The following is a 13985-nucleotide window of genomic DNA, read 5'->3' as shown; positions in this document are numbered from 1 at the left end:
ACCGGGAGAACAAAGCCGCAAAATTCATGAAGATGTTTCCAACTGAAAGGCAGCAGTAAGAGGAGGAGGTGCTCTGCACTCCTCCCCACAAAACTTAGTAAGTGAAGTTCATACGCGCCCCAACAAAACGCGGCAGACCGGGCATAACGCCGTAGAAAGTAGCTTGGGTGCCACCTGAAAGCCAGTAGCGACGATCTGCCAAATTTTGCCCATACACGGCAACTGACCAGTGCTGCGTGGGTGCTGAGAATTCAAGAAAACTGTTGACCAAAAAATAGGCGGGAGCACGATAGATACCGCCATCGCCAATATGCTGTGGCTGTGTTTGTGCTCCGCGGTAGTTATAGTCAGCATCAAACGTCATCTTATAGTCGTGCAGCACATTCCAAGTGTAGGTAGCGGCCCCACTGAGCGTGAGGTTTGCAAGCCCCATAGAATAACCGTCATAGGTTGTATTGACCGGAGACCAAATACCCGTAGCGTTAAACTGATTGGTGGTTGCCTGTCGGTTAAGGCTGGAAAAACGCGAATATACCCCATGCTGATATCCGAAGTTTTGCGTAAGGTTCAGCCCACGGAACGGCGTGACCTGCATATCAAACTCGGCACCATACACGTAAGACCGTGGTGCGTTGACATATCCACCCAACGCGCCGTAGGGCGGCACAAGAATGGTGCCCAACACCTGTTGATCCCGGTAGTCATAATAAAAACCAGCAGCGTTAAACCGTAAACGCCTGTCAAAGAACATACTTTTGAAGCCGCCTTCATACGTCAGCACTTGCTCTGGTTTGAACGGCTTAATCTGAGTAGCACTTTGGGTAATGTTCGCGCTAAAGCCACCCGGTTTGAAACCGCGGCTGAACATAACATAACCCATGAGATTAGGCTTAAACTGATACTGCGCCCCTACGCGGCCAGCAAACTGGTTGGTCAGGGCACCGGCATTCCCAAAATTGGTGCTACCGGTGGCAGCACCTGTGTTCAGGTTATAGTTCGTGCTGGTAACGTTCATGATCCGCCGGTCGTCAGACTCATGGTTAATTGCACCAATAAGCTTCAGCTTAGGTAAAATCTGATATGATAGCTGCACATACTGATTAAAATTCTGCTGACCCTGTGTATAGCTTGTCTTGTTAAGCGGCGTTGTATTGGGCCGATCGTGGGAATCATACCAAAAATTCTGCGAGATACTTGTGCGACTGTAATACATGCCAACCTGCCACTGGAACTTGTCCTGCGGGCGGTTTGACTCCAGCTTGACCTCTTGAGAGAACACGTTGGACTGATTGTTGCGGAACATATTGCCGTAAGACGCAACAGAGTTTGTCTGGTTTGTCAGTTCGTGCTCTTCCAAAGATTCGTAGGCGCTCAATGCCGTAAGCTTGGCCCATGAGAAGTCTTTGGTGAAGCGTACATTCGCCCCCCAAAACATATTATCTTCACGTGGTTTGGTGTTCTTTCCATTTATGCCAAGAATTTTTGCAAAACGTGGATCAAGCCCCCACTCAGTTTGCATAAGGTCAGAAGAAATTGGCACACCATAGCTGTTATACATGTTATGGCCGGAAGACGTTTCAGACTGATCTGTTGTCCAGTGGCCACCAAAATCAAGTCTGGTCGTTTCATCAATCTGCCAGCGCAGTTTGCCTCTGAGAGCACCTAGATTGGCGTTACCATAACCCTGCCCCTGAGAATTATGTTGGAAACCACCACCGGTAAGAGACTGCCCTGCAATACGGTACGAGACTGAGCGGGAGACCGGGCCAGAAAGATAACCTTCAACACGGTTGCGGCCGTAGCTTGCAATATCTTCTGTTATGCCTGCATGAAACTGCTGCGTGGGGTCACCACTACGAAACTCCATCTCGCCGCCTGTGGTCGCCTGTCCGTGGGTAAAACCTGCCGGACCGGGGCTAACGGACACCCCATCAATATCAAACAGCATACCAGAGGTCATGATACTAAGCGGATACGCCACACCGTCCATATAAGGCATGACAGAGGGGGTGTTGTTCTGAGTAAAATCCATCAACCCAATACCCCGCAGCGCAAAGTTAAGGGCGGAGCTCCCAAATGAGGGCTGAATGGTCAGATTAGGAGCAACACGCACTATGTCCGTCATGACCCTAACGTTGCGCTCGGTCAGAACCTGCCGCGTCAGGATGGTGCTTGAGTCCGCCTTATGCTGGTTAACACCTTGCACACCACGGCGCACAGACACCTGCACGCTTTCTTCCTGACGCGAAGAAAGCGGGGATGAGACATGATGAGGGGTTTTTGCTTTGGATGTACCAGCATGTTTTGCAACGCGTACATGCGGCGCACCAGCAGCCATTGCGAAAGAACTGGAAGTCATCATAAGAACAGCAGCAATGCCGGTTCTGCTTTTCAAAATAGGATTCAAATAACAGAACATTGATTTCCAACTCCATCGTTAGAATAGTTTTTGTTTTCTCATATCTTTACCTGAAAGAGGCAAGATTTTGTGAAAGCGATATTATTTCTAGTCCGATATAAACCAAGGTCTTATATATGTGTCAAATAAGAGATTTTTTTAACTAATTTCGTAAAATACTATATAAAATAATAAATATATTGAATTTCAAGAGATATTTTATAACTATTCAAGCCTTGATAGAAGCAAAGCCCATTACCAAAAATCATCTTAACATAATGATTTAAAAAGATATTTTCCATCCACCACAAATTAAGCACTTACAAAGACTAATTTTTATATAGAGCTGCTCTCTACCGTTCTTATTTTCGGCATGGATCACTTCAACCAAGTCAGCAGATCTATACGGTGTAGGAACGGTTTCCCTCCGTCAGCATTCTCGTATATGAAGATATTTGGTCTTGCCTGTTCGCAAAAAGAGAGCGTTCCTCATGCCTGTGTTTTCACGCTTCCTTCGGTATTTTATGGCTGTGGCGCATCATGGCTCCATCCGCAAAGCTTCAGATGAACTGCATATTGCGGCCTCTGCTGTAGACAGACAGATTCTACAGGGCGAACGCCAGCTCGGTACGCTTTTGTTTGAACGCTTGCCAACCGGCCTACGCCTGACAACAGCTGGAGAATTGTTGCTGAGTTCCTGCAAAGGCTGGACCCGAGACCTTTCTACCCTAACCACCCAAATTGATAATCTGAAAGGCTTGCGGCAAGGATCCGCTGATATTGTCATACCGGATGCCCTGACAAAGGGATTTCTTCCCACGCTGCTTGGCAAACTCAGAGCAACACATCCAGGCATTACCGTGAATGTGCATGTACGGGCTAGCAAGACTATGGGGGAAATGTTGGTCAGTGGGCAGGCTGATCTGGCCTTGATGTTTAACCCGGCCCATATGCGTGAGCTGTTTGTGCGATCACACAAAACCATTCCACTAGGTTTTGTAACGCAGCCTGACCACCCCATTGCGTTAATGAAAGAGGCTCAATTTAGCGTCTGTGCAGAATACCCCATGGTCGTGCCAGCCGCACCGCTAGCGCTATGGCGGCCTATAGAACTTCTGGAAGCTGAAACAGGCATAAAAATTCAGGCAGTATCCCGCGCTGATAATATTCAGATGATTAAGTCTCTGGTGGGAGAAGGCGTTGGTATAGGTATTTTAAGCTACCTGGATGCTTATGATGAAATTAACAAAGGCCAGCTTGCCTTTACCCCCATACATAACAAAAAGCTTTCTCCCTTAAGCCTCTGCTTGTGTGTTGACCGCTCACGCCAGCTTTCCATGGCGGCACGGTTGATTATTTCTGAAGTCGAGCAGTTTTTCGTACAAGACCTTTAACAGCCTTGCAGCACCCTGCCTTCACGCTGTTACGCAACCCGCTGGTGCTGGCTGTGGGCTACAGGAAAGCCCAAAAGCCCTTTACGCTCCAGCTCCTGTGCAAAGGCAAGCAGCATATTCTCCTTATGCGGGCCCGCAATAAGCTGTATGCCCAAAGGTAGTTGCGTATTGGGCGTAAGCTGTGGTGCAAGTGGGGCAGACACAACAGGCATACCTGCCAAGCTGAGTGGTTGTGTAAAAAGCCCAAGATTGGCACGCGCTGAAACCGCCTTACCACCTACCATAATGGTTGGCTGATCTATAAGGGGTGCTGGGCCAACTGTTGCAGGCGCTATAAGCACATCCACCGTATCAAATACATCATGCATAAGGTGTCTGAACCATGTGCGAATACGCTGTGCCTGAATAACGGCTGCTGCGGGCAGTAAGGCCCCGGCCAACAGGCGGTCCCGGGTGGCAGGGTCATAGGCCATGGGGGTCTGCTTCAGGCGATTAAGGTGAAGGTTCCCCCCCTCCGCCGCCGTAATGACAAACGATGCTGCTCTTACCCGTGCAATTTCTGGCAGCGTGACAGTTCTGGCAGAGGGACATGCTCCGGCAATCATCTCTAGGCCAGCCTGAAGGTCTGGCACAAGGTCCTGTGCAAACCACCCCCCCAGCACACCCACTCTGATGCTGCCTGCGTGCCCTTCAAACGCAAATGACTGCCCTGCCAGCACCTCTGCCACACTTTGGATATCTGCCGCACTCCGGGCAAACGGGCCTATCACGTCCAGACTGGCCGCAAAGGGATAAACGCCTTCCAGCGGTACGAGCCCTTGCGTGGGCCGTAGCCCCCATACTCCGCACAAGGAGGCCGGAACCCGGATGGACCCGTTTGTATCCGACCCAAGTGTAAAAGGTAGAAGCCCCGCCGCAACCGCTGCAGCAGACCCACCGGATGAGCCGCCAGCCAAGCGCCGCACATCATGCGGGTTGAGGGTAGTGCCAAAATGAGCATTTTCGGTTGCAAAGCCGTAGGCGAACTCATCCATGTTCAGTGTCGCAACAGGCAATGCGCCCGCCGCACACAAACGGGAGACAACCAGAGCATCCTTGAGCGCAGGTGGGTTGTTTTGCAAAACTGTAGACCCTGCAGTGGTCACCAGACCCGCTACGTCAAACAAGTCTTTCACACCAAAAGGTATGCCTGCAAGAGGCCCAACATCCTGTCCCGCAGCTATTTTGCGTTCGAGCACCTGTGCCTGATGCAAGGCACGTTCAGCCAGTATATGCGTTGCGACAGTGTAGGTTTTATTACCCGCTTCCAGCGCATGCAGTGTCTGCATGCACTGCTGCACTGGTGAAATTTTACCTGCACGGATCTGTGCCGCAAACTGAGCTATGGACTCACTCATGGTGTGTACTCTGGCGCAGGGGTACAGACATCTGGCAACGGCAGTTCCATAATGAGGGTTACATATTTTTCCAACAAGATCATATTGGACAGCGTGCCCGGCACGCAGGCCTGTGGAACGTCAAGGCCAATCTGCTGTGCCAAAACGTGTAACCGCTCTACGCTCTGCTCTTCTGCTTTCATAACGGCTCCCGCACCTTGCGCTAATGCGTTTACGTTTTCAGGAATACGTGGCCATTGCAGCATCAACCCCGGCACCCCGTTGTGCTTTATAGCCCTGCACAGCCAGGCAGGCCTCTAGTGCTGCAAGGGTAAGAAGCACCTTGGGTTTAGCTGCATTGTAGCCCATAGCCCCAATACGCCATATTTTACCTGCAAGCGGGCCAAAAGCCGTGCCGATTTCTATACCAAAATCCTCACGCATCTGGGCACGTACCTGCTCACCTTTCACGCCTTCAGGTGTCCAGATACCCGTCACGTTGGTCATACGGTGAGCATCGTCGCCAAACACCTGCAAGCCCAGCGCCCTCGCTCCGGCCACCATCGCCTGCCCTGCGGATTTATGGCGGGCGAAACGCGCTGGAAGCCCTTCTTCCAGCATAATACGGGCGGCTTCTCTGGCACCATACAGCATGGTGGTTGCTTCGGTATGATGGTTCAGGCGGTCTTCGGACCAATAATCCATAACCATTGCCAGATCGAAGTAATTAGACGGAATACGCGGTCGGGCGCCATCTTGCGTATTAGCCCCACGGATACCGGCTTCAACGTGACGGCGGGCCATAATATGCTGGGCTGCACGGTCTGAAATGGTTATGGGCGCAGAACCCGGAGGCCCACCCATGCATTTTTGCAAACCACCCGACACAACATCAATACCCCAGCGGTCTACGGCAACCTCCATACCCCCCAGAGTTGCCGTAACATCGGCGTAGGACAGCACGCCATATTTGCGGCACAGGGCGCCTACGCCTTCAAGCGGTTGCGCCATTGTGGTGGAGGTATCACCATGGATACAGGCAAAAACCTGCGGCTTATGCGTGATAAGTGCCTGTTCAATTTGCTCAAGGGTAGCAACTTGCCCCCAGGGTAGCTCAAGTGTGCAGATTTCTGCACCAATACGCAGGGCAATTTCTGACAGCAGCAAACCAAAACGACCAGCAGACACAATAAGCAGTTTTGCCCCCGGTTCGACCAAAGAGATCAGGGCCGCTTCAATGCCTGCACGGGCGGTGCCATCCACCAGAAATGTCCACTGGTTCTGCGTCATGAAAACATTGCGGTATAGCGCCATGGTTTCATTCATGTAGGCTGTCATTTCCGGGTCAAACTGGCCAAGCATATCTGCCGCCATGGCACGCAGAACACGAGGATAGGCATTTACTGGCCCTGGCCCCATAAGCAGACGTTGGGGCGGGTCAATCTGACCAAAAAAAGTATTTGTCATCCGGCCATTTGCTCCGTTTTTGTCCCAAAAGATCCAGCATAATTCTCTATAAAACGCACCATCACCTGCAATGCCGTTTCAACATCTGTAGAATTTACAGCTTCAGCCGGGTTATGGCTGATGCCTTTTTCACACCGCACAAACAGCATGCACATGGGGGCCAGAGCCGCCATGACCATAGCATCATGCCCAGCACCACTCACCAACTGGCGAGCAGGCTCCTGCGTGACCTGCCGCACGGCATCACCCAAATGCTGTGTCAGCGCCTCATCACAAGGGGCGGAGGCCAAGTCCTGTTGCTGGACAATATCAACCGTTACTGCACGCCGGCGTGCAAGAGCTGCCAGAGCCATACGGATTTGTTCTACCGCAGCGTTTCTGACCGCTTCCGTACCTGCGCGCACATCAAGGGTGAAAGACACATCACCCGGCACAACATTGGGTGCACCGGGTGACACACTCAGGCTGCCAACAGTTGCTACTAGATCCTGCGCACCCTGCTGGGCTGTTTGTTCAATAATCAAAATGGCCTCAGCCGCAGCAGCCAGTGCATCCTGCCGCATGGACATGGGCATGGTTCCCGCATGTCCTGCAAACCCTGTAATACGCACCAGAAAGCGGTACTGCGCTGCAATACCGGTCACAACACCTACGGCCTTGCCTTCAGCCTCCAGCACGGGGCCTTGCTCTATATGCGCTTCAAGATACGCCACAATATCCTGCGGCGGGCGAGCTGCCTGCACAAAATTCCGCAAAGGCAGCCCGAACTGCTCTAATGCCTGAGAAAGAGATACGCCTTGTGTGTCTACCATGTCCTGCGGGGCATGAGGCAGCAACCCGGCCACGGCACGCGAGGTCAGCATGGAAACGGGGAAACGTGATCCTTCCTCATCTCCAAAACCGATCACCTCCAGCGCGAAGGGAAAACGCTGTTCGCACGCGGCAAAATACGCGACGCATTCCAGACCTAGCATAACACCAAGTGGCCCATCATAGCTGCCAGCGTTCCGAACACTATCCAGATGTGAGCCGATAAGTAGAGCGGGCGCATTAGGACGAATACCCTCGTAACGGCCAATGATGTTACCCGCCGCATCCTGTCTTACCGACATTCCGGCCTGCTGCATCCAGAGCGCAACAGTGGCAAGAGTAGCCTTGTGGGCTGCACTTAAATAGGGACGGAATAGCCCGGTTTCGTCTTGAGAATAAGGCGGGGCAGCAAGCAGGCCACACCGTGCAACAGCGCGCATCCCACCACTCTCGCCTGAGCAACTACCATGGGAAGGATGGGTGCCAAGTGACATAATAAAAAAATGCTCCAGCGCACGACTGAATTACGACGATACGTTACCTTTCCTCTTTGCATCCGCAAAAATAGGCAGGCAAGCCCATTAGCCGCTATAAAAATTCGTCTCTATAAGTGCTAAAATTGCGCCATTGTGAAAATAGCCGCTGGAATGGGCCAGAATAGAGCCTGCCTTCCCCGCCTACACCGCTCTTGTTGTTTCGGATATGCACCATGATGCTTGACGGAAAGAGCCCTCTCCTGCACCAGTTAGGCTACAGCACTTCTAGAATTACGGGTGGCAACCCTACGGCAAAATCAGGTTTTCCGTCACCCTTACCCTCTCCCTGTTTTCCTGACAAAGTTAGCCTGCGCTTTGCACTATGCACCACCACGGCAAAGTCTACAGAAAGACAAAGCAAATAGATTTTGCACTCAAAAATTTAGCACACTGCTAGCAACGTCAATATTTTTTTTGCGGAGACGCCCTTTATATGATTGCAGTAAAATGGCAGCAGATGATAGCGGGGCTTTTGTGCATGGGGGCCATTTCATCTCCGCAATATGTTTGGACGCTTTTCACCCCTGTGCTCAAAACAGACTTTAATACCAATGCTGCCGCGTTACAGATTACTTTTTCGCTGCTGATTGTGCTGCAAACTCTGTTTTCCCCTATTCAGGGTTGGATTGCGCAGCATATACGCCCCCGCAGTCTTATTATGCTTGGTATTATTATAACCGGAGCCAGTTGGGTTGTAACGGCACATGTGCATAGCCTGAACATGCTCTACCTGACCTATGGTGGCCTTGGCGGTGTTGGCACCGGTATTGTTTATGTGGGTGTTGTGTCTTTGCTTATGCAGTGGTTTCCTAAAAACCGGGGCATGGCAGCAGGGGCGGCGGCGGCCGGGTACGGCATGGGGGCAATGGTCACCACCTTCCCTATCTCGCACCTATTGGCCGCATCTGGCTGGCGCAACACCATGACGGTTTTTGGGCTGGTTATGATTGTGGCCGGGTTAGTCGCGTCATTTTTTCTGAAAACACCAGTGCAGGACGCAACCCAAGAGACCGTCGAGGCGCAGGGTTACACTACAGGATATGTTGTTAAGACCCCCCTTTTCTGGCTGATGTTTTTTATGATGGCGACCATGGCAACGTCCGGGCTTATGGTAACCTCTCAACTCGCACAAATTGCCTCAGACTTTGGGGTGGCGCATTTGAGCATATTGGGCCTTGCCGCACTCCCGCTGGCCATGACACTCGACCGGGTTGCTAACGGTGTAACACGCCCTTTGTTTGGCTGGGTGTCTGACCATTTGGGCCGCGAGCAAACCATGGCTTTTGCATTTACGCTGGAGGCCATTGCCCTAACGTGCTGGCTTGCACTGGCTAACCACCCCGTAGCCTTTGTGCTGCTCTCTGGTGTGGTATTTTTAGGCTGGGGTGAAATTTTTTCGCTCTTTCCCGCAACATTAACCGATACGTTTGGCACACGCGATGCCTCACGCAATTATGGGTTGCTCTATATGGCCCAAGGTGTTGGAGCTATTTTTGGTGGCCCACTTGCTGCATGGCTGCACCAAGCAAGCGGCAATTGGCACCCTGTATTTGCCCTTGCTATAGGCGGTGACCTGTTGACTGCTTTTCTTGCCTTTGCCGTTTTGCGCCCTATGCGCCGCCGCTTTATGCAGAGTACATACCGTGCGTAAGATAGACCCCTTTTTATCGGCCCTTATTTGCTCTGTTCTTTTGGCAAGTTTTTTGCCCTGCAAAGGTAATGTTACCACTGTTTTAGAATACGTGACCGATGCATGCATTATGGTTATGTTTTTTATGCAGGGTATTAAGCTGGAACGGCGTGCCATATTGGAAAATATGCGTAACTGGAAACTGCAAGGGCTGGTTATGGCCTGCACTTTCTTGATGTTTCCAGTGTTGGGTCTAGGCCTACATGCCATGCTGCCGGGTTTATTAGACAGCCATACTTGGCTAGGCATATTGTTTTTATGCTGCCTGCCCTCTACCGTGCAGTCTTCTATTGCTTTAACGTCTTTGGCTAATGGCAATGTTGCGGCATCTATTTGTGCAGCAACCCTGTCTAATATCGCAGGTATTTTTATAACACCTGTTTTGGTTTCCGTTGTTTTGCACACGCAAGGTGTATGGTCTGCGCAAGCGGTAATCGATATTGCCGTGCAGCTTTTGCTACCATTTGTAGCGGGGCAGTTACTCCAACCTCTTTTGCACAAATGGGCACACCGCAATAAAAAAATTATCTCAATTACTGACCGCTCTTCTATTTTACTAGTGGTTTACACCGCATTTAGCCACGCAGTTGTAGAAGGTATTTGGGCGCATCTGTCTTTAAAAGAGATGGGAGCACTAGTGTTAATAGATTGTAGCCTTTTAGGGCTTGTCCTGTGTATTACGCTGGTTTTAGGCAAGGCTTTGGGTTTCCCATCTAAAGATGAAGTGTCGCTGATATTATGTGGGTCTAAAAAATCTCTCGCCTCGGGTGTGCCTATGGCCAATGTGTTGTTTCCTGCCACTACTGCTGGTTTTGTTATTTTACCTCTCATTTTATACCACCAGATCCAGCTTTTTGTGTGCACGCTTATTGCCCGCCATTATCACACCAAACATAGTTCGGACGTCTGATGCTCCATACATTTCATGCAACACGCGGTATGGTGACATCACCACACCACTTGGCCAGCCAGTCTGGGCTTGATGTGCTTAAAAAGGGTGGTACAGCTCTAGAAGCTGTTATTGCCACAGCGGCAACACTTTCTGCCGTGTACCCCCACATGACAGGGCTAGGCGGAGACGCCTTTTGGCTTATTGCCTACCCAGACGGCCGCACCTGCGTGATAGAGGCCTGCGGTGCAGCCGCTACAAACGCCACGCTGGCCCTTTATAAAGAGGCAGGACATAGCACCATGCCGTGGCGCGGTGGCTTGGCGGCAAACAGCATGGCTGGCACTGTTTCTGGCTGGCAAAAAGCCTTGCAGCAAAGTGCAGCCCTTAAACCTAACCTGCCCCTGCAAGACCTACTACAAGATGCCATTTATTACGCAGAACAAGGCTATGCAGTTTCTGACAGTGAAGCCACCTTACTGCGAGAAAAGCAGGCAGAACTGGCGCATAACCCGGCCTTTATGGCTGCTTATGCCGGAAAAGAGGCCTTGGTTGCCCATGCTGAAATACGCCGTAACCCGGCACTTGGCCGCACCTTGCGGCACTTGGCCACAGACGGCCTAGAAAGTTTTTATACAGGAACAGTGGCCAAAGCGCTGGCCGCAGACCTAGCCGCAACAGGCAGCCCCTTAACGCTGCAAGATTTTGCAACCTACAGCGCAACGCTCACCCAGCCTTTACAGACCGACACTAAAGGCTGCACGCTGTACAACACGCCCCCACCAACGCAAGGCGTTGCGTCTTTAGCTATTTTAAAGCTGTTTGATACCCTTTACGCCCCACATGCTGAAAGTTTTGCCCATGTACATGGGCTGGTTGAAGCCACAAAGCAGGCTTTTTTGTACCGAAACGCACATGTAGGTGACCCGGCTTTTATGACTGAATGTGCGCAAAGCTTTTTAAACAACACAAAGCGCATAACCCAACTAGCAGACAGCATAGATATGCAAAAAGCCTTGCCGTGGTCGGCCCCTTCCCAACAGGGGGATACAACATGGATGGGGGCTATTGATGCCTCTGGCGTGGCAGTCAGTATGATCCAGAGTTTGTATTTTGAGTTTGGATCTGGCGTTTTTCTACCCCAGACAGGCGTGATCTGGCAAAACAGGGGCTCCTCTTTCCAGTTAGCCGAAACGGGATGGAATGTGCTCAAACCAGGGCGTAAACCGTTTCATACACTCAACCCCGCATTGGCCCGTTTTCCTGATGGACGTACAATGGTGTACGGCACTATGGGGGGCGAGGGCCAACCCCAGACGCAGGCAGCGCTCTTCTCACGCTATGCGCGCTATGGCACCCCCTTACAACAAGCAGTTACAGCCCCGCGTTGGCTGTTAGGCCGCACATGGGGCATGGAGAGTGTTTCTCTGAAAATTGAAAATAATTTCTCGCCCCATGTGGTGCAGCAGCTTAAAGACGCTGGGCATGATGTAGAGTTAGTGCCTGCTTTTTCTGCTATGATGGGGCATGCCGGGGCAATTGTGCGGCACCAAACTGGAGTGCTTGAAGGGGCGTCTGACCCCAGAAGTGATGGCTGCGTTGCAGCGTTTTAACTGTGTGGATTTTTGTTATTTTAAAACCTACTCTAAAAACAAGATTCTTTTTTGCGTTACTGCTTGTGCTGCCTACTGCCATACTTAGCCTAAGCACTACGCAGGCTGCCACAGTGCCTACTTTACAGTTTGGCGATGTAAGCATTAAGCCCTACGCAACAGAGCAGCTTGATATTGGAGGTTTTGCGCAAACCCGCCAACCTGTACCCGGTGTTGGTGTACGGGCCGGCCGTTTACGTAATGGCGCCCGTATAACCATACATAACCAAATTGAACTTGGCGGCATATGGGACTTTGGGCCTGCACCGGGCGGGCAAATGCGCCTGTTTGAAGGGCAGGCCAGTTATGTTGGCTTAAAACATTTTGTGTTTACGGTCGGTATTTTTAAGCCCAGTTTTGGTCTTGAATCTATGCAGGCGCAAGGTGATACAACGTTTATAGAACGCTCAAGCATTTCTACCATTACCAGAAACATTGCCGCTGGCATTGAGCGCCAAGCTGTACAAATAGAGGCACATGGCCAACGCTACCATGTCGCTCTCTCTGGCACAGCCGGTACGGCGGGGCCGGGCGAAAATGGTAACCAGCGTGCGCTTGTGTTCCGGCTTGTTGGGGTCCCTGTACGCACAAAAGACCTTTTTGTACATGTAGGCTTTTCTGGAGAGTGGGTTTTTAAGGCAGCCCATGCACCGGGTGAAAAACCGGGAATGGCGTTTTCAGATTATCCAGAAATGAATGTAGGCTTAACATCTAAATACTTAAACACAAGCAGGCTTGCCCTTAACTCTGTGGGCGCATTTGGGCTAGAGGCCGCAGCAGCATGGAAACGGTTTTTGTTTCAAGGAGAAGCCTATGACATTGTAGCCAAACGCGTAGTAGAAAACGACACACAACACCTGCATTTTTCTGGCTGGTACACGCAGGCCAGCTACACCCTTGTGGGCAAACCACGCAGTTGGAAGTCTCGATCTGCAGCGTTTTCATCTCCTGTTTGCGATAAAAAGCAAGACCTACTGTGCCACGGTAGCGGTGTGTTAGAAGCTGCTGCGCGTTATTCTGAGTCAAACTTACACTCTGGCAGTGTAGATGGCGGGCGGCAGCAGGCATGGTCTGCTACACTGAACTGGTGGCCTGTTGATATTTTGAAAATTGCCCTACAATATGAATATGGAGAAATACAGGGCGGAAGAAAACCTGAAAATTTCCACGCTATTTTATCAATGATACAAATTAAATTTTGATTTTCTATTAAATTTACGTCGAAATTATTACTCTGAATTAAGTGATGGGTTGTATGTTGTGCAGTATCTTCAAAGTTTGAGATATCGACCTTTCTGACTATTGGAAGCTTTCATCTATCAGGAACCCAGAAACCTTACTCTTTCTGGAACGTCAGCTAATTGCCCAGAGTGTGCGGTCTTCTTTACCTTTGGAATGCTCCAACCTGCATTGCCGGCCGTATCACCGGCTTAGCTGACACAAGGCACTGTTTCAAAAACCTGCGCTCTTTCAAGGCTGCTTGCACTTGTGGTGATGCAAAATTCTTCAGCACGTCCTGCTGCCGTGCAAGGGCTGCCTCTGCACAGGCCTTTGAAATCCGCTCTCTAGGCTCGTCTGCGGTGATAGGAGGCACGTCTATGCACACACTGAACAGTGCCTTCAGCATTCGGACGATAAGTGAAGTGCCCCGGGTTTACCGGAGAGAGTTTTGTTCAGTAATCAGGCAGCGATATCAAGTCTGCTCTGATCTTCATAGAAGGCGCGTTCAGCTTCGGCGGGCGGCCTGTAGCCGATTGGCGCCAGCAGGCGTCG

Annotated in this window: 10 protein-coding genes; 5 read left to right on the top strand and 5 right to left on the bottom strand. The window is 51.0% G+C overall.

Features of this window, described 5'->3' with window-relative positions:
• Positions 1 to 94: 94 nt before the first annotated feature.
• Positions 95 to 2362, bottom strand: a complete 2268-nt coding sequence (locus Abor_RS07200; RefSeq protein ID WP_244877881.1) for a TonB-dependent receptor — start codon at positions 2360 to 2362, stop codon at positions 95 to 97.
• Between the two features lie 527 nt (positions 2363 to 2889).
• Between Abor_RS07200 and Abor_RS07195 the strand changes: the two genes are divergently transcribed.
• Positions 2890 to 3792 carry a LysR family transcriptional regulator gene (locus Abor_RS07195; RefSeq protein ID WP_048841180.1) on the top strand — a complete coding sequence of 301 codons (903 nt, stop codon included), beginning with the start codon at positions 2890 to 2892 and terminating at the stop codon, positions 3790 to 3792.
• Positions 3793 to 3821: 29 nt separating this feature from the next.
• Here the strand turns inward: Abor_RS07195 and Abor_RS07190 are convergent, their stop codons facing one another.
• The 4 genes from Abor_RS07190 to Abor_RS07175 are packed head-to-tail and all read right to left on the bottom strand — an operon-like array spanning position 3822 to position 7939.
• On the bottom strand, positions 3822 to 5189 hold the full coding sequence (locus Abor_RS07190) for an AtzE family amidohydrolase (protein ID WP_048841179.1): 1368 nt from the start codon (positions 5187 to 5189) through the stop codon (positions 3822 to 3824).
• Positions 5186 to 5434 carry a DUF4089 domain-containing protein gene (locus Abor_RS07185; RefSeq protein ID WP_232015204.1) on the bottom strand — a complete coding sequence of 83 codons (249 nt, stop codon included), beginning with the start codon at positions 5432 to 5434 and terminating at the stop codon, positions 5186 to 5188. The genes Abor_RS07190 and Abor_RS07185 overlap by 4 nt, the downstream gene beginning before the upstream one ends.
• The gene (locus tag Abor_RS07180) at positions 5409 to 6635 is read right to left on the bottom strand and encodes a pyridoxal-phosphate-dependent aminotransferase family protein (RefSeq protein ID WP_048841178.1); all 1227 of its coding nucleotides are present in this window, start codon (positions 6633 to 6635) and stop codon (positions 5409 to 5411) included. Before Abor_RS07180 ends, Abor_RS07185 begins: the two co-directional genes overlap by 26 nt.
• Positions 6632 to 7939: an allantoate amidohydrolase gene (locus Abor_RS07175; protein ID WP_048841177.1), complete on the bottom strand. Its 1308-nt coding sequence runs from the start codon at positions 7937 to 7939 to the stop codon at positions 6632 to 6634. The genes Abor_RS07180 and Abor_RS07175 overlap by 4 nt, the downstream gene beginning before the upstream one ends.
• 475 nt (positions 7940 to 8414) lie before the next feature.
• Here Abor_RS07175 and oxlT point away from each other — a divergent pair, with 475 nt between their 5' ends.
• The 4 genes from oxlT to Abor_RS07155 all read left to right on the top strand — a co-directional run bounded on the left by oxlT (position 8415) and on the right by Abor_RS07155 (position 13414).
• The gene (gene oxlT / locus Abor_RS07170) at positions 8415 to 9632 is read left to right on the top strand and encodes an oxalate/formate MFS antiporter (RefSeq protein ID WP_048841176.1); all 1218 of its coding nucleotides are present in this window, start codon (positions 8415 to 8417) and stop codon (positions 9630 to 9632) included.
• Positions 9625 to 10581: a bile acid:sodium symporter family protein gene (locus tag Abor_RS07165; protein ID WP_048841175.1), complete on the top strand. Its 957-nt coding sequence runs from the start codon at positions 9625 to 9627 to the stop codon at positions 10579 to 10581. The genes oxlT and Abor_RS07165 overlap by 8 nt, the downstream gene beginning before the upstream one ends.
• The gene (locus tag Abor_RS07160) at positions 10581 to 12173 is read left to right on the top strand and encodes a gamma-glutamyltransferase family protein (protein WP_048841174.1); all 1593 of its coding nucleotides are present in this window, start codon (positions 10581 to 10583) and stop codon (positions 12171 to 12173) included. Before Abor_RS07165 ends, Abor_RS07160 begins: the two co-directional genes overlap by 1 nt.
• 113 nt (positions 12174 to 12286) lie before the next feature.
• The gene (locus tag Abor_RS07155; RefSeq protein WP_232015207.1) at positions 12287 to 13414 is read left to right on the top strand and encodes an OprO/OprP family phosphate-selective porin; all 1128 of its coding nucleotides are present in this window, start codon (positions 12287 to 12289) and stop codon (positions 13412 to 13414) included.
• Positions 13415 to 13985: the final 571 nt, after the last annotated feature.

Source organism: Acetobacter orientalis (assembly GCF_000963965.1).
Lineage (GTDB): Bacteria > Pseudomonadota > Alphaproteobacteria > Acetobacterales > Acetobacteraceae > Acetobacter > Acetobacter orientalis.
This window is presented reverse-complemented; position numbering and strand designations above follow the sequence as displayed.

Bases quoted from the DNA above. Each gene is read 5' to 3' on its own strand.
- Abor_RS07200 (WP_244877881.1), bottom strand. From the start codon at position 2,362: ATGATGACTTCCAGTTCTTTCGCAATGGCTGCTGGTGCGCCGCATGTA.
- Abor_RS07195 (WP_048841180.1), top strand. From the start codon at position 2,890: ATGCCTGTGTTTTCACGCTTCCTTCGGTATTTTATGGCTGTGGCGCAT.
- Abor_RS07190 (WP_048841179.1), bottom strand. From the start codon at position 5,189: ATGAGTGAGTCCATAGCTCAGTTTGCGGCACAGATCCGTGCAGGTAAA.
- Abor_RS07185 (WP_232015204.1), bottom strand. From the start codon at position 5,434: ATGCTGCAATGGCCACGTATTCCTGAAAACGTAAACGCATTAGCGCAA.
- Abor_RS07180 (WP_048841178.1), bottom strand. From the start codon at position 6,635: ATGACAAATACTTTTTTTGGTCAGATTGACCCGCCCCAACGTCTGCTT.
- Abor_RS07175 (WP_048841177.1), bottom strand. From the start codon at position 7,939: ATGTCACTTGGCACCCATCCTTCCCATGGTAGTTGCTCAGGCGAGAGT.
- oxlT (WP_048841176.1), top strand. From the start codon at position 8,415: ATGATTGCAGTAAAATGGCAGCAGATGATAGCGGGGCTTTTGTGCATG.
- Abor_RS07160 (WP_048841174.1), top strand. From the start codon at position 10,581: ATGCTCCATACATTTCATGCAACACGCGGTATGGTGACATCACCACAC.